This window comes from Sphingopyxis sp. H073, from assembly GCF_001468395.1.
GTDB lineage: Bacteria > Pseudomonadota > Alphaproteobacteria > Sphingomonadales > Sphingomonadaceae > Sphingopyxis.
Window position 1 is genome coordinate 415,789 of record NZ_LNSG01000002.1, and the last position, 19,963, is coordinate 435,751.

The window sequence follows — 19,963 nt, forward strand, 5'->3', positions numbered from 1 at the left end:
GGACGCAGTTCCGATCTCGCTCCGTTAATCGAACTTCGTCGTCTGCGACCTCGACGCGCTGAGCGAAGGCGCGCAGCTGATCCGGTCGATAGCCCGCCCGCTTCCATACGCAGGCCGTCGTGTGCAGCGATGGTGGCGTTGACATATATAATCCGGTCGGGGTCTTCCAGATCGTGTCGGTATCGCGCGGCGGTCAACGACCCCGCGCTGGCCGATCTGCCGACCCCCGGCTTTGACGATTATCCCTTGTTCGCCAAGCCGCCGCCGCTCGATCATGGCTATTTCGAAGCCTTCAACCGCGATAACGTGCATCTCGTCGACATCAAAAAACGCGAAGCGCCGGTCGAGATAACCGAGACGGGAGTGCGGACGAGCTGAACGCGTATGAATTCGACATCATCGTGCTGGCGAGCGGCCTCAAGGCCTGCACCGGCGCGCGCGAAGCCTTTCCGATCCCCGGCGAGGGCGGCCGGACGAAATGACTCTTCCTTCAGGCTCGTCACCGCGAGCCTGAAGCACGGCCGTCATCTGAAATCAATGGACCCCGCCCCGGCCGTTGCGTGTCGCCGGATGCCCGCGGAGATCGGCAAAATAACGAGCCGTCAGTTCGCCCACCGGCCCGCTGCCGAACACATAACGGTCGGCTCGGACGAGTACCGCGTCGGCGCTATGCTTATCGAGCCAGTGCCGGACTTCGGCGCCAAAAGGTTCGATGTCGTCGAGCGAAAAGCAGGGCACCGCGCCGCTGGACGGCGAGGTTTCCCGCGCGACGATCCAAGGCCCCGGGCCCAGCAGGTCGTCGAGCCGGCTCGGCCCCGCTTTTGGCTGCGGGAAATAGCTTCCTGCGCCCGGAGTGCCCGCGTCGATGAGACCCGTCAGAATATCGGGATAAGCCGCTGCCCCGGCCGGCTCCGGATTGGCAGCGCGCGCCGCGAGCATCTGCGCGTCGCGGGCGGCCGCCGCGTCGGGATCGGTGATGCACACCGTCCGACCCATCATCATCGCAAGACCGATGATCGCGCGGACGTTGGGCTCGCGCTCGGGCTGGTAGGTTTCGAGGATGGGCGCTGCCGCCTCGCCCCTTACGACAGCGGCGAGTTTCCACGCGAGATTGGCGGCGTCGCGAATGCCCGAACACAAGCCCTGACCGGCAAACGGCGGCATCTGGTGCGCGGCGTCACCCGCGAGGAAGATGGCGCCTCGCTGCCATTGTTCGGCGATGCGCGCCGAAAAACGATAGACCGCCTTGCGTTCGATTTCGACCGCGCCCGCGACATCCCAAGGGTCCAGCAGTCGCCCGATCATGGCGTCGTCGAGGAGGTCGTCGGGCCTTTCACCCGGCTTCACCATGAATTCCCAGCGGTGACGCCCTTCGCCCATCAGCACGCAAGTCGTCGGCCGCGCGGGATCGCAAATCTGCAGATTGACCTCGGGAAGCCGCGATACGTCGTTTACGATCGTGTCGACGATCAACCAGCTTTCGTCGAAATCGAGGTCGTCGATGCCGATGCCGGCAAGGTCGCGCACGGTGCTGCGCGCACCGTCGGCACCGACAAGAAAGCGGGGCCGAACGAGCTGCGCGCCTTGCTCCGTCTCGAACTCCGCCGCCGGAGCGTCGCAACTGCCGCCGAGGCCGGTCAGTCGCCATCCCGCGCGTAGCTCGATATTCGGCTGTGCCGCAACGGCCTCGCGCAACAGTCGCTCGATCGAAGGCTGATGGATCATGTTCGCGCTATGCCAGCCGCCAGCTGCGATCCGGTCCGCCCCGTCGAGGCGAAGCAGCACCTGCCCGTCGGCGGTCACGAAATCATAGCGCGGGCTGTGGCGGCACGTCGCCACGATGGCGTCGGCGATGCCGAGCTCCTGAAAGACGCGGAGGATCTGGTGATCGATATGCGCGGCGCGCGGCAGGGCGTAAGGCTCGGTGGCGCGTTCGGCGAGGATGACCGTCACGCCGCGCCGGGCGAGCAGCAGCGCAAGCGTAAGCCCGGTTGGCCCGGCGCCGACGATCAGGACGTCGCAATCTTCGGCTTTGGGGCTGCTGCTCACGCCTCCGCCTCCATCACCCCCTCGATCGCGCCGAGGCCGTCGATTTCGCAGCGCACGACGTCGCCGGGCTTCAGGAATTGGCGCGGGTCCATTGCGGCGCCGACGCCGCCCGGCGTGCCGGTGAAGACGAGATCGCCGGGTTCGAGCGTCATCGCCGCCGAAAGATGCTCGATCTGCTGCCACAGGTCGAAGACCAGATGACGGGTGTTCGAAGATTGGCGCAGTTCGCCGTTGACGAGGCAATGGAGGTCGAGGGCGTGCGGGTCGACTTCGTCTGCCGTCGTGATCCACGGCCCGATCGGGGCGTGCGTGTCGAACGACTTTCCGAGCGACCATTGCGGCCCCGCGTGCTGCCACATGCGTTCGGTCACATCGTTGCCGACGCAATAGCCGAAGACATGCTCGTGCGCCTGCGCCGCGGGAATATGCTTGCCGCGCTTGCCGATCACCGCGACCAGTTCGACCTCATAGTCGGCGGTGAAGGTGTTTTTCGCGATCAGGATCGGCGCGAAGGGGCCGTTGATCGAGGTCTGCGCCTTGGTGAACCAGACCTGCCGCTGCGGCGTCTCCATCTTCGATTCGGCGATATGGTCGGCATAGTTGAGGCCGATCGCGAATATCTTGCCGGGGCGCGCGATGGGGGCGGTCAGTGTTACCGCGGTAAGCGGGGCCGCGCCGCGGTCGTCGAGGGCGTCGAAGGCGGGGCGCAGCTCGTCCCAGCGCGCGATCAGGTCGATCATGCTGCCGGCGAAGCCCGTGTCGACGATCGTCTCGCCGCGAACGATGCCGATGTGCGCGGCGCCATTCTGTTCGTAGGTTGCTATCTTCATGCTGCGATATCCTTGGGTTTGCGGCGGAAAAGCGCCTTGAAGCGAAGCCGGAGGGCAAGCAGCCTGCCGATGGTCTCGGGTTTCGGCGCGCGCTTGCCGGCGAGCGCGGGGAAGGGCGCGCCCCATTGCACGTCGAGCAGTTCGCGCATCGTCGACAGGCGCGAACCGTCGGCGGCGGCGAACAGGTCGCCGTCGGTCCAATGCTCGAGCTCGTGCCCCCAGGGATCCTTCCAATAGTCGAAGATCTGGCTGCCGAGCACATGGCGCCCGACGCCCCACGCGGCGGTGCGCCCCGCGCGCTTCAGATGCTCGTGGCCGGCCATCAGGTCGTCGAGACCCTCGACCTCGAACGCGGCGTGGTTGAAGCCGGGGCCGGGCGGCAGCTGGGCGAGGAACAGCGTGTGGTGATCGGTCGGCGTGTCGCCGCGGTCGCAGCGCATGAAGGCACCGATCGCGAGCCCCGGCGCCGCCTCGATCTCGTCGGAGGTGATGAAGCCGAAGCGCGCCTTGTACCACGCCTCCGACCGACGAAAGTCCGCGACGTTCAGCACCACATGACCGAGACGCCGGACGCGCGAGGGCCGCTGCGCGATACGTACAGGCGCGCGCAAGCGCCGGCGCGCCGCGACCGAATTGAAGGGGGTTTCGCGGTCGGGTACGACCGGCTCTCGCCCTGCCTGTCCGGTGACGGCTTCGACGCGGTTGCCATCGGGATCGGTGAGGCGGACGACATGGCCGCCGCCCGGCGCGGTCGATGCCTCGACCGCGACGCCATCGGCGGCCGCCAATGCCTCGAGGTCGGCGAGGTCGCCGACGCGAAAGGCGAGACCGGCGAAGCCTGCATTCCCCGCGACCGTCGCGTGGGCGAAGGGCGCACCGTCGGACCCGCGGCCGTAGAGCACGCCCTGCTCCTCGAAACAGGCGAGCCCGAAATCCTCGAGAAATGTTCGCATCGCGCCGAGGTCCGGCGCGGCGAAGCGCACATGCGCGATATCCTCTGCCCGTGTAATGCTCATCGTTCGCGACTCGCTGTTGACTATCTGGTCAACTTAGCGAATATGACCATTTAGTCAACTGTGAGAGACGATGACGAGCGAAGCCCTCTCCCCCCGCGCCGCGCGCACCCGGGCCGCCCTGCTCGACGCGGGGCTCGATCTGCTCGCCGACCGGCCGATCGATGCCATCGCGATCGACGAACTGGTCGCCGCCGCCGGGGTCGCCAAGGGATCCTTCTTCAATCATTTCGGCGACAAATATGGCTTTGCGAATGCGATCGGCGAGGCGATCCGCAGCGATATCGAGGCGCTGATCGGGGCGCTCAACGCCGATGAGGATGATCCGCTGGCCCGGCTGTGCGGCGGAATGATCGGTGCAGCGGCGTTCGCCCTCAGCGAGCGCAAGCGCGCGGCGGTGCTGATACGCAGCGCGCGCGGCATGACGCTCGAACAGCATGTGCTCAACCGCGGCGTGATCGCCGATCTCGGCGCCGTCGGCGCGGCGCATCGGTTGGTGCCCGCGGCCGGGCGCACGGGCGTGCTCTTCTGGCTCGGCTGCTGCCAGGCACTGATGGGCGGGCTGATCGAGAAGGAGGCTGCCCGCGCCGAGGTCACCGCAATGCTGTCGGACATGATCGCGCTGGGGCTCGGCGGGCTCGGCGTCGATGCGGCGAACCGCGCGCGGCTGAGCGACGCGGTGCGTGTCGGGCAAGAGCTCGACCGCGCGATCGGGCTTTTGAACGGAAATCGATAGGGCGGCGAAAGGCCGCAGCAGGCGAGGGCGCGCAGGGGTGCGCCCTCGCCCGAACCGTCACCGCTTGCGGGGACGGCCGCCCTTCGCGGGGTGCCCGCCGCTGCCGATCGCTGGGCGGCTACCGCTCTTGGCGCCGGTGAAGCCGCCGTTTCCGATGCTGCCGCGCTCGCGTCGCTGGCGGCTGGTCGAGGCGGCGTTGCTGCCGGTGCCGCGGTCGTGCGCGACCTGTTCGCGGTCGACCGGGCCGGTCGTCGTGCCGGACGGCCGCTGCCCATTCTGCCGCTGCGCAGTGCTGCGCTCGACCTGTTCCCAGCCGCCGTCGGTCTTTTGATAGACGTCGCCATTTTTCCCGGCGTAGACATCATCGCCGACCTTGACCGCGCCGCCGGCGTTCACCGTGCCGCTGTCGCGGTCGTAAGTGACGCCGCCGACGCCCGCGGCATTGCCGCCAGAGCCGGTCGTCGAGAATCCGCCGACCGCCCCCGCGCCTTCCGGGCCGGTGCCCGCCGCGCCTGCCATGCTCGTCTGGCGGCCGGTGTTGCTATTATAGACCTCGCGGTGGTTCGCGGCCCCTGCCTGTCCCGTATAGGGGTTATAGGCGGCGACGCCTTCGTTCGCGACGACGCGGCCGGTTTCGGGATTGTAGCGCACACCGCGCGCCGCCGCGGTGGTCGTGCCGGTATAGGCGTTGGTGTTGACCGCCGCCTGTCCGACCCCGCGTCCCCCGGTCGCCTGGTTGTAATAGCCGCCTTCCACCGCACGGCCGTAGTTGCCGGTCCACGGATTGGCCCAGGCCGCTGCGGTGCCCGAGACGACGGCGTTGCTCCATTGGCCATAGACGTTCCACGCCCCCGCGACGGGATAGGCGCCGCCATACCAATAAGCGGCAGGCGCATAAGCGGCGGGACAGCCATACCAGACCGAACCGACCCACGCGGTGCAGCGATAGCCGGTGCCATAGACCAGGACGGTTCCGGTCGACACGATCCCGTAATAGCCGGGCGTATAGCCGACCTGAACGCTATCGCCGCTGACCCCATAGACGCGGACATAGGTCACATAATGGAGCGGCGAGCTAACCGGGATCGTATAGATTGCGGGTGCGACGCTGGTCGCGACCACCCACGGACCGTGCGGCGACGAAGCCGCGAACCAGACGCCATTTGAAACGGCGTAATAATGGCTGGCATCGACGCGGATCACCGGCACCGCAGCATTGCGCGCGTAGCTGAGGCTGGTCCCGGTCACGACACGGAATTCGGGAGTGCCGTCATAAGTTGCGGTAAAGCTTGCCTGCCTGCGATTGACCGTCGCGGTCTGCGGGATGCTGTTGCTGGCGATCGCTGCCTTCGCCTGCGGCGTCCCGGCAACCGATGCGAGGACCACGCCCTTGGGGCTGTCGGCAGGGATGCGTGCGAAGTCGGCGGGCAGCTTGTCGGGCGCAACATAAGTCCATGGACCCGTCGCCGACGGCGCGACGAACCAGCGCCCCGACAACAGCACATACCAGTTGGTGTTCGCCGTGACAAAGACGTCGGCGCGCGTGTTTGCGACATAGGCGAGCGTCGTGCCCGCGATCGGGGCGAATTGCGGCTCGCCCGATATGGCGATCAGCTCGGCAGCGTCGCTGCGCACGACGATTACCGGCGCTCGGCCAGCGCGCAGCAGCGCGGCGACATCGTCCGCCGTCTTGTCCATCGGGTCGGCGAGCTTGTACGATGTGGCTTCGTTCAGCGCCCAGGTCACATTGGCGGGCACGTCGCGGGCCAGCGTCCAGCGGGCGTTCAGCGCCGTTGCGGTCAGCCAGCGGCCGCCGATGCGCAGATAGTAAAGATTGCCTGCCCGGACCAGCAGCGCGCGCGTGTTGACGACGCGCCGGACGCCTGCCGACTTCATGTCGCGAAGCACGGGCTTGCCGTCGATATGCACCATGACCGTCGGCTCGAAGGCGAAGACGATCGCGGGCGGCGTGTTGTCGACCGCAATCGTAGCGGTCGTCGCGGTGGTCGCGGCGTCGGCGGGATATTCCATGGCGACGAGCGATGCGCCGGCAAAAAGCAGCCACAGCGCGGCGGCTTTGCCGTAACCGGCGCGGCGATTTCGGTTGGGAATATTGGTCATGATATAATCCTTGTTGCTTGATTTCGGGTACAAAAATCTTGTGACGCAGAATCGCGTTTCGGCTTCATTCTGGGGCGAAGGATCGAACGCGAGCCGGCCGACACCAGGGAGGGCTCGACCGGCTCGCGCCGACGATGGACGTTCCGGGCGGGCGGGGGGCAGGGGGAGGTGCCCGCCCGGAACTTCCGCACGATGCAGGTCAGTGCACCGAACTGGTATCCACGGCGCGCGTCGGCCGCGGGGCGAGCCAGATGATCGAGGCGGCGGCGGCGAAGACGAACGCGGCCCAGACGAAGGTCTGTCCGGTCGCCAGCGCGACGCTTTCCTTGTCCACCATCTGGCTGATGATCTGGCGGGCCTGCTCGAGGCTGTAGCCCTTGGCCATCAGCCCATCGATCGCCGCCTGCGTGCCGTGGAGGACGCCCGAGAGGCCGTCGCGCTTTTCCTGCGCGCCGTCGTACCAGAGCGTCGTCGAGATCGCGACGGCGACCGCCCCGGCCATCGTCCGCAGGAAGTTCATCACCCCTGCCGCCGAGGCCGTTTCCTCTTCGTCGACCGCGCCGAGGGCGATGGTCGTCAAAGGCACGAAGAAGAAGGGCATGCCCGCACCCTGGATCAGCTGGGGGAGCGCCAGCGTCCAGAAGTCGGCGCCGCTGTTCCACCAGAAGACACGAAGCAGCGAGGTACCGCCGAGCCAGAGCACGCCGATGAAGACGAGCCGGCGCGGGTCGACTTCGGTCATCCGCTTCGCGACGATCGGCGCCATCAGCACCGCCGCCACGCCGTTGAACGCGGTGGCATAGCCGGCCCAGGTCGCGGTGTAGCCCATCGCGCCCTGCAGCCACTGCGGGATCACCACCAGGCTCGCGAAGAAGGTGCCGTAAGCGAACACCAGCGCGATGACCGCGACGGTGAAACCGCGGTGGCGGAAAGGGCGAAGGTCGACGACGGGTCTGTCGTGCGTCAGCTCCCAGATGAGGAAGCTCGCGAAACCGACGATCGCGATGATGGCGAGCTGGACGATGATGTCCGCGCTGAACCAGTCATGTTCGCGCCCGAGATCGAGCATGAGCTGCAACGCACCGACCCAGAGGACGAGCAACACGAGGCCGAAACCGTCGACGGGCTCGTTCACCTTCTCGGTCTCCGCCTTGCGCAGCACCGTCCACGCCGTGAAGGCACAGATGGCCGCAACGGGCACGTTGATGAAGAAGATCCAGTGCCAGCCCCAGCTGTCGGAGATGGTACCGCCGAGGATCGGGCCGAAGATCGGCGCGGTCAGCGTCGTCATCGCCCAGATCCCCATCGTCATCGCATGCTTGTCCTTCGGGAACACCCGCAGCAGCAAGGTCTGGCTCAAAGCCATCAGCGGCCCGCCGCAAATCCCCTGCCCGATCCGGAAGGCAACGAGCATGGTGAGGCTCGTCGCGGTGCCGCAGAGGAAGGAGAAGATGCCGAAGCCGAGCATCCCGCCCGCGAACAGCCGCACGGTGCCGAGGCGCCGCGAGAGCCATCCGGTGAGCGGCACGCAGATCGCCTCGGCCACGGCATAGGATGTGATCACCCATGTCCCCTCCGAGGAGGAGATGCCGAGGCCGCCCGCGATATGCGCGACCGACACGTTCGCGATCGTGGTATCGAGCACGACCATGAAGTTGCTGACCGCGAGCACCGCCCCGGCGAGCAGCAACATGCTGCCCGTCAGGATCGTCGAGCTGTGGCCCTCGGCGCCGGAGTGCTGGGCCCCCGCCGCGCTCACCGGACGTCCTTCCGGCGGGGCGCCACGTCGATCTCGGCTTCCATCGACAGGCCGACGCGCAATGGATGCTTCTTGAGTTCCTTCGGGTCGAGCGAGACGCGCACCGGCAGACGCTGGACCACCTTGATCCAGTTGCCCGTGGCATTCTGCGCCGGAATCAGCGCGAACGCCGAACCGGTACCGCCCGAAAAGCCCTCGACGCGGCCGTGGAAGACGACGTCCGACCCATAGAGGTCGGAGACGAGCTCGACCGGCTGGCCGACGCGAACGCGTTCGAGCTGGCCTTCCTTGAAGTTGGCGTCGACATAGACGGCGCCGATCGGAACGATCGTCATCGCGACGCTGCCCGCCGAAGCGCGCTGGCCGACCTGCACCTGACGATTGGTGACGACGCCGTCGACGGGCGCACGGATCACCGTGCGTTCCAGGTCGACGCGCGCCTGATCGAGCTTCGCCTTCGCGGCGAGTACGTCGGGGTGGCCGTCGACCGAGACGCCCGCGATCATCGCATTGTTCGCGGCGAGCGAGCCCGACGCCGAATTGCGCGACGCAACCGCCTGCGCGAGCCCGGCCTTCGCCTGCGCCAGATTGGCTTGCGCGGTCGCATAGGCGTTGCGAACGACGGTCAGTTCCTCGCCCGACACGGCGCCGCCGTCGGCGATGCCGGCACGGCGGTCGAGGTCGATGCGCGCCTTGGCGAGCGCCGCATTCGCGATCTGGACCTGCGCCTCTGCCTGACCGATAGACGCCGCACCGGCGCTGACCTGTCCGGCAAGCGAGCTGCTGGTCGCGACCGCCTGTCCGAACTGGCGGCGGGCACGGGCATAGTCGGCCTCGGCGCGCGCCAGCGCCAGTCTGGCGTCGGTGTCGTCGAGCTGGATCAGGATATCGCCGCGCTTCACATTCTGCGTATTGGCGACGAAAACCTTGGTCACCGCGCCCGAGACGAGCGGGGTTACCTGCGCCGAGTCCGCGGCGACATAGGCGTTGTCGGTCGCGACCAGATCGCCGTCGGCGAGCAGCCAGTAACCGGCACCGGCGAGCAGCACCGCGCCGCCGAGTGCGGCAAAGAGCTTCCTGCGCTTGGCCGATGTCGCGGCCTCGTTGGAGTCGATCGTCGGTTCGGTGGCCCGCGCGCCGTTGTCGCGGAAATCATCGGTATGGTCGAGAAGAGCTATTTGAGTCATCGGTCTGTCCTTTGGAAATCATCGTGCGGAAACGATCAGAGGGGGGTGGTCATGATCTGCTGGGCGGTTGCGGCGAACAGCCAGGCGCCCCCAATGAGCGCGAGCTTGAACAGCAGGCCGTAGCCCAGCCAGCGCAGCGCGCGCTGGCGTTTCGGATTTTTGACATCGGTATTCATGGGGATGGGTCTTTCCTTTGGGGGTTCGGAGGGGAGAGGATCAGGCTTTGGTGAATCCGCCGCCGAGCGAGCGGACCATCTGGACGTCGAGCGTGAAGACGCGCGCCTGAAGGTCGGCGACCGAACGCCGCGCCTGCAGGACATTTTCCTCGTTGCTGAGAACGTCGAGATAGGAGGCGAGCCCGCGCTCGTAGCGCTGGCGCGAAAGCTCGTGCGCGGCCTCGGCATCCTTGAGCGAGGCCAGCGACAGGCTGAGCCGTTCAGCCAGAGCGCGGCGGCTGACCAGCGTGTCGGCGACATCGTGGAGCGCGCCGATCACGGTAGCGTCATAGCGCGCGACGGCTTCGTCATATTGCGCCCGCGTGCCGCGATATTGCGCGCTGATCGCACCGCCATGGAAGATCGGCAGGCTCACCGCCGGGCCGGCATTGCCATAGAGCGAACCGCTGTCGGCGAGATTGCCGATGCCGAGCGCCTGCAAGCCGATCAGCCCGGTGAGGCTGATGTTCGGATAGAAGGCGGCACGCGCCGCCTTGATCCGGCTCGTCTGCGCATCGACCCCGGCGAGCGCCGCGGCGATGTCGGGACGGCGGCCGATCAGATCGATCGACGCATTGGCAGGGACGCCGCGGACGGCGGCAAGCGCGACCGCGGGGCGGCCGATCGTCAGCGCGCGGTCGGGACCGGCACCGGTGAGTTCGGCGATGCTGTTCTTCGTCAGCGCGATCGCTTCTTCGGTTGCCGCGAGCTCGGCCTTGGCGGCCGGAACGCGCGAGCGCGCCTGCTTGAGCGCGGCCTGATTGTCGAGCCCGGCATAGACACGGTCGCCGACGAGCTTCAGCGTCTCGAGCCGGTTCTGCACCGTGCGGTCGAGCACCTCGCGCTGTGCACAAAGCCGTGCGAGTTCGGCATAGCTGGTGGCAAGCGCGGCGGTCAGCGCGCTCCGCGCTTCCTGCACTTCATAGGCCGCCGCCAGCGCATCGGCCTTCGCCGCTGCGAGCGTCGCGCGGTTCTTGCCCCACAGATCGAGGTCGAGCGAGAAGGAGAGGCCGGTCTTTGCGGTGTCTTCCCAGCCGTCGGGGACGAATTGCGCGGGGACGCCGTTATTCTCGCTCTGCTGGACGAAGCCCGCGCTGCTCGTCGCATCGATTTGCGGCAGCAGCGCAGCGCCCGCCTGACGGGCATAGGCCTGCGCCTTGCGGAGTCGCGCCGAAGCCATGCGAAGGTCGGGCGATCCGGCGATCGCTTCCTGCATCAGCGCGTCGAGCTGGGCATCGCCATAGCCTTTCCACCAGCCGTCGGCGGGCCAGACGCCGGCGTCGCCGCTCAGGCTCGCGGCGCTGGCGATGGTTTCCGGCGCACGGATTTCGGGGCGCGCGCCGAGGTCGGGGACCGAGGCGCAGGCGGTCAAAGTGGCGGCGCTGGCCATGAGCATGGCCAGCCCGCCGAAGCGGGTTGCGATCATCGTCGATTCCTTTGAGGTACTATGCAGTACCGTTTAAATCGCGATTCGCGCCGCAAATGTCAATCTAAAAATGGTACTGCATGGTACCTGTATTTAATTCTATACAGATCAACAGCTTAAATGCGATATGAAGGGTTTTCTGGCCACAAAATGGTACCGTTATGCGAAAAATATGCGGCCGGAAAATGCCCTTCTTCGAATCTTCGTATCTTGCAAAAGGTGGGGAGTGGTATCATATTGGCGGCATGAAGATTGGTAAGAGAGAGAGCCAACGGCTCCTGAAACGCGCCCAGATCATTGCAATCGCGCGCGAACATTTTTTCGAGAAAGGCTTCGAGGGCGCGTCGATGTCGGCGATCGCGGCGCAGCTCGGCGGGTCCAAGCGCACCCTCTGGTCCTATTTCCCTTCGAAGGAAGAGTTATTCGCCGCGGTCGTCGAGGATACGGCGGCCGGGATTCGCGGCGGCATCGATTTTTCGGCGGTCGGCGATTCGCCGCTCGATCAGCTGACGCATCTGTCGCGGACGATCATCGAACGCATGACCGCCCCGATCGCGGTGCAGATGTTCCGGCTGATCAGTCCGATGTCCGAACGCAATCCCGAGTTGGTGCGCATCTTCTTCGAACGCGGCCCGCGCCGGACGCAGAAGAGTATCGCCGAATATCTGCGCGCGAATTTCGGCGACCTCCTTTGGACCGACGATTATTGGCAGGCGGGCGACGATCTCGTCGCACTGGCCGCATCGAATTTCCATTTCGAGAGCCTTTGGGGCCTCAGCAATCCGCCGACGCCGAAGCAGAAAGACGCGCGCGCGCGGCGCGCCGCGATCCTGTTCCTCCGCGCCTATGGCCGCCACCCCGAGCTGTGGGCGCCGATCGATAAAGTGGATGGCGCCAGGGAAACGGTATGACCAGGGCTGCGTGGATGGCGTAGCCCGTTGGTACCCGCCCGAAGGCGGAGGTCAGGGCTTCGGGTCCCTTCGGGCGCGCGATTTTTCCCAATATTGCCGCGTGCCCTGCCTCAAATTTATTGGGGTTGCGGGCGCTCGTCCGTCTGGGGCATCGCTGTGCGGTCCTATCGGGGCGGGAGGGCGATGAGCGACACGCACAGGATCTTGATCGTCGACGATCACCCGCTCACGCAGAGCGGGCTCCGGCTGCTTTTTTCCGCGCATCCGCGCTTTTCGGTTGTCGGTGCGCTCGATCGCGGGGCGACGGTCGCCGCCTTCGTCCAGTCGCAGCCGGTCGACCTCGTCATCCTCGACCTCAACATGCCCGACGTGCGCGGGATCAACATTCTCGCCGAAATCGTCGGCTCGCGCGACATGACGGTAATCATCCTGACCGGCGAATCGGGCTATGGCGAGGTCGACTATGCGCTGAAACTCGGCGCGCGCGCCGCGGTGAGCAAGGCCGACCCGGCCGAGGAAATCATCGCCGCCTGCGACGCCGCGCTGGCGGGCGACGTCTATCTGTCGCCGCATATGGAGGAGGCGCTCGGCAAGTACAGCGGCTCGCCCGTCACCCTGTCGTCGCGCCAGATGGCCATCCTCCACTATCTGGCGCAGGGCGAGAGCAACAAGGAAATTTCGTACCGCCTGTCGATCGCGCAGCCGACGGTGTCGTTCCACATCGCCGAACTGCGCCGCAAGCTCGATGTGCCCAACAATCGCAAGATCGTCGAGCGCGCGCAGGAGCTAAAGCTGCTCTGACCCGCGCACGACGAGCGGGTGGCGCATCAGCTCGCGGCACGGCGGTTTCAAGATCATCAGCCCGACAAGCTCGCTCAGCCGTCCGCGCGTGACCGTCGTGTCGTCATAGGTCAACGCGGCGATGCGGCGTCTGGAACCTTCGGCCGCGGCGAGCGCGGCGTCGAACGCGGCGCGCTCGTCGAAGTCGAGGATGCGCCAGCCGGGCAGGCCCGCCTGGAGTTCCTCCGCCGGACAGGGCGTGATCGCGTCATAGGCGGCAGGAAGCCGGACGGCGATCGTCGTGCCGCCGGCGTCCGAGGCGGTGATCGCCAGCGACCCGCCGAGCGCCCCGATCAGCCGCTTCGCCGAATGGAACCCCGATCCCGAGCCCGCCGCGCGCGCGTCGGCGCGCACGCGCCGGCCATCCGCTGCGTTGAGGGCGCGGACGATGTTGGCGGGCATCCCGCTGCCGGTGTCGGAGAGGAGGATCACGGCCTCTTCGCCTTCGCGGTCGAGCGTCAACGTCGCGCCGCCCTTCGCCGTATATTGATAGCTGTTGCTGATCAGGTTCGCGAGCACCCGCATCAACAGCGGCTTGTCCGAAACAAGCATGATGTCGGCGTCGACCCGGACCGCGAGCGTCAGCCCCTTGGCGGCAAAGGGGGCGCGGAACATCATCTGCAGCGGCTCGACCAGCGCTGCGCCGCCGAAAGCGCCGAGGGCGACGAAATCATCCTCGCTGCCGACGATGTTGGCACCCGACATCGTCGTCGACACGATTTCGCCCAGATAATCGGCCGAGCTTTGCAGCATCGCGGTCAATTCGCCGTTCGCCGCCGGGTCGCGCTTCAACGCGTCGACCGCGCTGTTGAGCGCGAGGATGACCTGCTTGCTGTCATGCCCCGAGGCATGGAGCAGCGCGTTCTGGCTGTGCACGGTTTCGAGCGCGAAAGCCTTTTCCTCCGCCAGCCGCGCGGCGCGCTCGCTGACCGCGAGGCGTCCGGCGAGTTCGCGGGCATAGGCTTCGTCGGCGGCGATCTTGTCGGCCTGGATCTTCTTGAGGTTGAGGCCGAGCGCGAGCGTCGCCATCAGCGATTCGAACAGCCCGACCGGCCCCGCGAGGTGCCAGTTGATCGGCAGCCAGGCGAACACGCCCATCGAGGCGATCGCGGCATAGACGATGAAGAGCGCAAGGCTCGCCCAGCCGACGAACAGCGGCCAGAGCTGGCGCCCGACGCGTTTCATCGCGGCATAGCCGACGAACGGCAGGAACAGCGCGCCGGCGACCGCGATGATCCAGCAACCGATGTGCAGGCTGTGCCGGAAGACAGGCGGATAAAGCGCGAGGCCGGGCTGCAGCGCCATCAGCACCAGCGCCGCGCCGATCAGGATGCGGAGCGCAAGGTCGGTCTTCGGAAAGCGCGTCGCCGTCCCGACGAAACTGCGCGCGAACTGCGCCATCGCGCCCGCGAAGCCGCATTTGAACATATCCTCGATCCCGACGCTGGTCAGCGGATTGTCGGAGAGGAAGAAGATGGTGACATAGCCCTCCGAATGGATCGTGTTGATCGCGAAAAAGGCCTGCGCGACCGCGAGCCACACGAAGTCGCGGTGCCCGGTGATCGAGAAGAAGAGGAAGTTCAGGAAGATCAGCACCGCGAGCCCCAGCACGACCCCGGACACCAGCGCGATGTTGGCGCGCCGGTCCTTGAAGAAGCTGCCATAGGTCTGGATCTTGAGCGGCATATAGGTCGAATTTTCGGAGACGAAGTCGATCAGCAGCAGCTTTTCCTGTCCGGGGTCGAGCACGAATTCGGTGCTGAACGCCTGATAGCTGAGCAGATTCTCGCGCGCAGCCTTGGCGTCGGTGCCGTCGACGAGCAGGTCGACCTTGCCGTCGGCGACCTCGAAGAGGCGGAAATATTTGAGCGATCCGCGCCCGGTGGTGAAGATCCAGCTCCCCTGTGCGTCGCTTGCATTACGAACCTTGACCGCGACGATCGTTCGGGCGCCCGGCGGACCGAAATGGACGCTCTGTCCCTGTATGGCTTCGAGCGGCGCCTCCAGGATCGCGGCAAGGCCCCGTTCGTCGGGCGCGCCGGGATCCTTCGTATAGCGGACATAGGGTGCGACCGCCGGGCCGTCGGCGCCGGCGCTGAGCTCGATGGTCGGGATCGGCGGTGCCGACGCTTGTGCCGACGCTGCGGCGGGCGCCAGCAGCGCCGCCATCAGCCAGAGGCCGAAGCCTATCCGCGCGACGATCGACATGCGCCGACCGGTGTCGCGTGCGCAGTCGGAAAAGTCAATTTTTGCGTTGCCTTTCAAGGGCGCGAAACAAGCCGGGCGGGCATCGGACGATCGGGTTCGCGCGTCGGCCACCCCAACAAACATTGGGTAGCGCCTCGCGCGGCGCTGACCTAGGCGGTCGTTCAAAGCTCGGCGGCGCATCCGCGACTGGCCGGCGCGCGGGGGCGCAACGACATCGTGACGCGACGGGCCGGCCGGTGAGGGAGGCCGCGACCGGTCCGTCAGTTAACCGCACGAATTGCCTTCTGATCTTCTGCGACCCGGGTCAGGACAGTTCGGTGGTGGGGCCGGGGCGGCTTGGCCGTTCCGGCCTCTTCTTTCCAAGAACGAAGGCGAATTGGTACGTCCGGCCACACGCGCATCAAAACGGATTGAGCCGGTTCGCGTAACGCTGCAGCCGCGGCGGCACCCAGTCCTTGATGAAATGGCTCGTGCGCGTGCGCCAGTCGGTCCGGTCGGTGGTTCCCGGCCGGGTCTGGAAGGTCGTCGATCGCTCCGGGGTATTCTCGAGGCCTTCAGCGAAGGCGGTGTAATAATAGGTGGCAATCGAACGGCGGTCGCGGTCGGGCGGGAATCGCCCCTTAAGGCACCCGCGGTTTAGGAGCCCGACCAGCCCACGCGGGTCGATCTAGTCTCCTCTCGGACGCTTCCGCTTTGCGCCTCAGCCCGGCCATTCACCGCCAGCGACGCGTGGCCCAAAACCAGTCGTTCGCAAATGGGCCATTATAGCAGTGGCCGGACGTCCGATCTCCCACGAAACCTAACAGCTGCGAGAAACGCCCTTATCTTTGGAACGCGAGAACTTGCCCCATGCCCGTTCGCTGCCCCACCACAGAGCGGCAAACCCGCCAAGCGTGACTCCGCCCAGAATACCCCAGCCATGTGGCCCCAGCGGCAGCATCCCAATCGCGTAGGCGACGACCAGTATCGCCATCCCAATCAGGAACGGTCCGGTGAAACGGCAATGAGTCCGGCCGCACCGTCTGGCGTTCATGATACAAGCCGCACCCATGGAGGCCAGCATGACGGTCCAGATGACCGCGCGGGGCGTAGGTTCCAGCCACATGGCGGCCAGCATGGCTAGGCCGGGAATAGCCCAGAGCCCGACAAGCGTGCGCCAGTTACCCGACCAATCCCCGGCGCCGCTGGCGGGATCGGAACCGCGCGGGCTACTCATGTCATCTCACCGCCGCGACGCGACCGAGCAATCTTATCCTGCACAGCAGGACAGCCTTTTCACATCCCGATCGAATGTCTGCGCAGCCAGCTTCAGTCCTTCGACCGTGGTCAGATAGGGGAAGATCATCTCCGCCAGATCGTCGATCGTGAGGCCGCAGCGGATCGCCATGGCGGCGGTCTGGATACTGTCCGCACCTTCCGGCGCCAAGATATGCGCGCCCAGCAGTTTGCGGGTCCGGCCATCCGCAACCAGCTTGATCAGGCCGCGCGTGTCGCGAGCCGCCAATGCGCGCGGAACATTCTCGAGCGGGAGGGTCGAGGTTCGCGTTGCATATCCTGCCGCGATAGCCTGCGCTTCGGTGAAGCCGACACTGGCTACCTGCGGATCGCTGAATACGACGGCCGGCATGGCCGAATTGTCGTACCGCAGGCTATCGCCGTTCAAGGCGTTCTTGGCGGCGATCTTTGCGCCATAGGCTGCCATGTAAACGAACTGGTCTCGGCCCGTCACATCGCCGGCGGCATAGACGCCGCGCACCGAGGTTCGCATATGGTCATCGACAATGATGGCACCGCTGAGCGTCTGCTTCACCCCTGCCTCGATGAGACCGAGGTCCTCCACATTCGGGGCGCGCCCGGTCGCTACGAGAAGGCGCTCCGCGACGATGGTTTCGGCGACCCCGTTGCGCAGGACGGTGAGCGCGGTGCCCCCTTCCGCCGTCTTGTGGGCCGACTGATAGGCGAGGTCGCCCAGAACCGTGATGCCTTCGCTCGAAAGATAGTCGGTCAGCGCGGCACCGATCTCCGGCTCCATATCGGGGAGAAGGCGGCTGCGGAAAACGAGCGTCACGTCGACGCCGGCGCGGGAGAACATCTGGGCGAGTTCCACACCGATATAGCCGCCCCCGAGGACGATCATCGATTTCGGCAACTCGGTCAGGTCGAGCGCGGTAGTGCTGTCGAGCGCATCGACGTCCGGAAGGCCCGGGATAGCCGGCACCGCCGGACGCGTACCTGTCGCAATCACGATCCGGTCAGCGGTGAACCGCCTTCCACCGGCCTCGACGCCATTTTCGACGAGCCGCGCCGTGCCTTCATGGTAGGCGATATTATTGTAGAGAGGCAGGAGATCCGCATATTTCGCCTGACGAAGGCCCGAGACGAGCGAGTCCTTTTCGGCGATCACCTTGCCCCAATCGGCCATTCGTGCCCCGGCCTCGACACCGTTGAACCGCATCGGCGCGGCATTCGCGTGGTGAATGCTCTCGACCGCGCGGATCAGCGCCTTGGAAGGAACGCAGCCGACGTTGACGCAGGTTCCGCCGATGGTGCCGGCACCGATAACGGCGACTTGGGCTCCTTGCTCCGCCGCGGTAATCGCGGCCGAGAACCCAGCCGAGCCGCCGCCCACGACGATAAGGTCGTACTTCTTGGCCTGAGAGCCGTCGCCCCGATTGCAGCAATCACTCATGATACGACTTTCACTTGCGGACTCGGGAAGGGTAGCCAGCGTTGGTGGTCGCCGCGATCAACGCCGCGGTGCTGGTCTTGGCGTCGTCATAGGTGACCGTCGCGGTATGCGTTTTGGCCGACACTTCGACAGCGGTCACGCCGGGTACGCGCGACAGGCTCTTTTTGACGGTGGGAGCGCAGGTCACGCAGGTCATGTTCTCGACCGCCAAGGTGGTGGTCCGGATTGCGGCAAAGGCCGGCCCGGATGCGAACAGCGCAGCCGCGGCCGCGAACAGGGTAAGCTTCTTCATCATGGTCTCCTTGTTCAAAGGTCGAGGAATAGGGGGGCGAGATAGGGGAAGAGGACGGCGAGTCCGATCAGCGCCGTTGCAAGCCACAAGGCCGTCTTTGCCAAGCGGTTGGAGGAAGGCGTGCCGCACTCGCCCTCGGCGCAGACCACGCGCGGCTGACGATAGATCCGCCAGAACCCGGCGGCCAGGAAGGCGATCGCCACCGCCAGGAAGATGGGCTGATAGGGGGCGAGCGCGGTCAGGTTGCCGATCCATGCGCCACTGACGCCCAGTGTGAAGAGCACTAGCGGGACGATGCAGCAAGAGGCCGCGCCGAGCGCGCCCAGACTTCCTCCAACAATCGCTATCCACGCACCACGTCTGGAAGCCGTTTTCGGCTGGGTCATTTTCTGTTCTCCGAATCACGTTGTTGACCCTAGATAGGATCTGTAGCGGCTACAGGTTCAAGAGGTATTTCAGCATGGATCGGAAAAATCTGCAGGACACAGCGCCCCGGCTCCCCATCGGAGCACTGTCGCGGCGCACCGGATGCAACATCGAGACGATCCGCTATTATGAGAAAATTGGCCTGCTCTCCGCGCCTGCGCGCAGCGACGGCGGTCACCGGCTCTATGGCTATGGTCATCTCATGCGGCTCGGCTTTGTGCGGCGCGCGCGGGAACTGGGCTTCACGCTGGACGAGATCCGCGCGCTGCTTCGGCTGGCCGAGGACCGCGATCGCCCATGCACCGAAGCGCGCGAGGTCGCCGTGGTCCATCTGACCGACATTCGTACCAAGATCGCGGATCTTCAGGCCATGGAGTCGGTGCTTGCCGAAACCGTCGTGCGATGCGCGGATGGCAAGACCCCGGAATGCCCGCTGCTGGAAACGCTATTCGGTTCGATCGATCCGTCTGCCCGGCCTCCTGCCGGCTAGCCGCCGTCGGCCAGCACAGACCAATGTCGGTTTTCGCAAGGACGACGCTTTGGCGAAGCTCAATGTCTGCTTCTTTCATTTTCAGTCCGAAAGCCGACAGGCTGGAAACGGCCAGTCCACGCCATGGTGAGCGACCGCGCAAGAATTCCGTTAGCCCAGATCGGTCAGAAGAAATGACAGCGCCACAGCCAGCATGATTGCCGCGAACGCGCGTCGCACGATCTTGGTGCGCTGCGGATCGGATAGCCATTCATGCGCCGCGCTTCCGGCGATGACTATCGACAGGTGAATCGATGTCGCGATGGCGACGCTGATAACCGACAGGATAAGCGCATTGCGGATGCCGAGCGCCTCGCCGTTCAGGAACTGCGGCGCCACAACGAGGAAAAAGATATAAGCCTTCGGGTTGAGCAGATTGATCAAGGCGCCGGTCGCAAAGGCGCGGCGAGGCGAGCTGATCGGCCGTGTGGATCGTGATCCATCGCCGGTGCCGCGCCATGCTTCGATAGCAAGCCACAGCATCATTGCCGCGCCGGCGAAGCGCAGGATGTTCCAGAGCTGCGGGGCAGCCTGCAGCAATGCCGCCAGCCCCAAGGCTGCCAGAACGCCGTTCGCGAGCAGGCCCAGCGCGACGCCTGCGACGGCGGATAGGCCGCAACGCCGGCCTTCGGTTGCGGCAAGCCCGGCGAGCCAGGCCATGTTCGGGCCCGGCGTCAACTCGATCAGCAGCACCGCCAGCGCGAACCCGATAATGTCCAAGCGCCTGTTCCT

General features: G+C 66.1%; 19 protein-coding genes. 5 read left to right on the forward strand and 14 right to left on the reverse strand.

Features of this window, described 5'->3' with window-relative positions; genetic code table 11:
- Positions 1 to 138: 138 nt before the first annotated feature.
- Positions 139 to 378 (forward strand): hypothetical protein, encoded by a 240-nt coding sequence (locus tag ATE64_RS05020; protein WP_058454228.1) that lies wholly within the window; start codon positions 139 to 141, stop codon positions 376 to 378.
- Between the two features lie 156 nt (positions 379 to 534).
- On the opposite strand, the gene ATE64_RS05025 is transcribed toward ATE64_RS05020, so the two are convergent.
- The 3 genes from ATE64_RS05025 to ATE64_RS05035 are packed head-to-tail and all read right to left on the reverse strand — an operon-like array spanning position 535 to position 3,895.
- The gene (locus ATE64_RS05025; protein WP_058454227.1) at positions 535 to 2,049 is read right to left on the reverse strand and encodes a bifunctional 3-(3-hydroxy-phenyl)propionate/3-hydroxycinnamic acid hydroxylase; all 1,515 of its coding nucleotides are present in this window, start codon (positions 2,047 to 2,049) and stop codon (positions 535 to 537) included.
- Positions 2,046 to 2,879, reverse strand: a complete 834-nt coding sequence (locus ATE64_RS05030) for a fumarylacetoacetate hydrolase family protein (RefSeq protein ID WP_058454226.1) — start codon at positions 2,877 to 2,879, stop codon at positions 2,046 to 2,048. Before ATE64_RS05030 ends, ATE64_RS05025 begins: the two co-directional genes overlap by 4 nt.
- Complete coding sequence (locus ATE64_RS05035; protein WP_058454225.1) at positions 2,876 to 3,895, reverse strand: VOC family protein; 1,020 nt, start codon at positions 3,893 to 3,895, stop codon at positions 2,876 to 2,878. Before ATE64_RS05035 ends, ATE64_RS05030 begins: the two co-directional genes overlap by 4 nt.
- A 70-nt stretch (positions 3,896 to 3,965) precedes the next feature.
- Here ATE64_RS05035 and ATE64_RS05040 point away from each other — a divergent pair, with 70 nt between their 5' ends.
- Positions 3,966 to 4,628 (forward strand): TetR/AcrR family transcriptional regulator, encoded by a 663-nt coding sequence (locus ATE64_RS05040; protein WP_058454224.1) that lies wholly within the window; start codon positions 3,966 to 3,968, stop codon positions 4,626 to 4,628.
- A gap of 57 nt (positions 4,629 to 4,685) precedes the next feature.
- Here the strand turns inward: ATE64_RS05040 and ATE64_RS05045 are convergent, their stop codons facing one another.
- The 5 genes from ATE64_RS05045 to ATE64_RS05060 form a co-directional block, all read right to left on the reverse strand.
- Positions 4,686 to 6,749 carry a hypothetical protein gene (locus tag ATE64_RS05045; RefSeq protein WP_058454223.1) on the reverse strand — a complete coding sequence of 688 codons (2,064 nt, stop codon included), beginning with the start codon at positions 6,747 to 6,749 and terminating at the stop codon, positions 4,686 to 4,688.
- Between the two features lie 199 nt (positions 6,750 to 6,948).
- Positions 6,949 to 8,442: a DHA2 family efflux MFS transporter permease subunit gene (locus tag ATE64_RS05050; RefSeq protein ID WP_058454398.1), complete on the reverse strand. Its 1,494-nt coding sequence runs from the start codon at positions 8,440 to 8,442 to the stop codon at positions 6,949 to 6,951.
- A gap of 62 nt (positions 8,443 to 8,504) precedes the next feature.
- A complete protein-coding gene (locus tag ATE64_RS05055; protein ID WP_082657580.1) occupies positions 8,505 to 9,695 on the reverse strand; it encodes an HlyD family efflux transporter periplasmic adaptor subunit in 1,191 nt (396 codons plus the stop codon).
- A gap of 35 nt (positions 9,696 to 9,730) precedes the next feature.
- Positions 9,731 to 9,871 (reverse strand): hypothetical protein, encoded by a 141-nt coding sequence (locus ATE64_RS21485; protein ID WP_156416469.1) that lies wholly within the window; start codon positions 9,869 to 9,871, stop codon positions 9,731 to 9,733.
- A 40-nt stretch (positions 9,872 to 9,911) separates the two neighbouring features.
- Positions 9,912 to 11,336, reverse strand: a complete 1,425-nt coding sequence (locus ATE64_RS05060) for an efflux transporter outer membrane subunit (RefSeq protein WP_058454222.1) — start codon at positions 11,334 to 11,336, stop codon at positions 9,912 to 9,914.
- A gap of 245 nt (positions 11,337 to 11,581) precedes the next feature.
- Here ATE64_RS05060 and ATE64_RS05065 point away from each other — a divergent pair, with 245 nt between their 5' ends.
- Both ATE64_RS05065 and ATE64_RS05070 read left to right on the forward strand, forming a co-directional pair.
- Positions 11,582 to 12,247, forward strand: a complete 666-nt coding sequence (locus tag ATE64_RS05065) for a TetR/AcrR family transcriptional regulator (RefSeq protein ID WP_058454221.1) — start codon at positions 11,582 to 11,584, stop codon at positions 12,245 to 12,247.
- 183 nt (positions 12,248 to 12,430) lie between these two features.
- On the forward strand, positions 12,431 to 13,048 hold the full coding sequence (locus ATE64_RS05070) for a response regulator transcription factor (protein ID WP_058454220.1): 618 nt from the start codon (positions 12,431 to 12,433) through the stop codon (positions 13,046 to 13,048).
- On the opposite strand, the gene ATE64_RS05075 is transcribed toward ATE64_RS05070, so the two are convergent.
- The 5 genes from ATE64_RS05075 to ATE64_RS05095 form a co-directional block, all read right to left on the reverse strand.
- A complete protein-coding gene (locus ATE64_RS05075; protein WP_058800321.1) occupies positions 13,034 to 15,295 on the reverse strand; it encodes a sensor histidine kinase in 2,262 nt (753 codons plus the stop codon). The two genes, ATE64_RS05070 and ATE64_RS05075, sit on opposite strands and share 15 nt — an antisense overlap.
- Positions 15,296 to 16,094: 799 nt before the next feature.
- A complete protein-coding gene (locus ATE64_RS05080) occupies positions 16,095 to 16,511 on the reverse strand; it encodes a hypothetical protein (protein WP_011542785.1) in 417 nt (138 codons plus the stop codon).
- 33 nt (positions 16,512 to 16,544) lie between these two features.
- Positions 16,545 to 17,984, reverse strand: a complete 1,440-nt coding sequence (gene merA / locus ATE64_RS05085; RefSeq protein ID WP_011542784.1) for a mercury(II) reductase — start codon at positions 17,982 to 17,984, stop codon at positions 16,545 to 16,547.
- A 10-nt stretch (positions 17,985 to 17,994) separates the two neighbouring features.
- Complete coding sequence (gene merP, locus ATE64_RS05090) at positions 17,995 to 18,276, reverse strand: mercury resistance system periplasmic binding protein MerP (protein ID WP_041384122.1); 282 nt, start codon at positions 18,274 to 18,276, stop codon at positions 17,995 to 17,997.
- 14 nt (positions 18,277 to 18,290) lie between these two features.
- Positions 18,291 to 18,662, reverse strand: coding sequence for a mercuric transporter MerT family protein (locus ATE64_RS05095; RefSeq protein WP_011542782.1), 372 nt, complete (start codon positions 18,660 to 18,662; stop codon positions 18,291 to 18,293).
- 74 nt (positions 18,663 to 18,736) lie between these two features.
- On the opposite strand from ATE64_RS05095, the gene ATE64_RS05100 reads away from it, so the two are divergent.
- A complete protein-coding gene (locus tag ATE64_RS05100; RefSeq protein WP_011542781.1) occupies positions 18,737 to 19,192 on the forward strand; it encodes a helix-turn-helix domain-containing protein in 456 nt (151 codons plus the stop codon).
- A 150-nt stretch (positions 19,193 to 19,342) separates the two neighbouring features.
- On the opposite strand, the gene ATE64_RS05105 is transcribed toward ATE64_RS05100, so the two are convergent.
- Complete coding sequence (locus ATE64_RS05105) at positions 19,343 to 19,951, reverse strand: LysE family translocator (RefSeq protein ID WP_058454217.1); 609 nt, start codon at positions 19,949 to 19,951, stop codon at positions 19,343 to 19,345.
- Between the last annotated feature and the right edge of the window lie 12 nt (positions 19,952 to 19,963).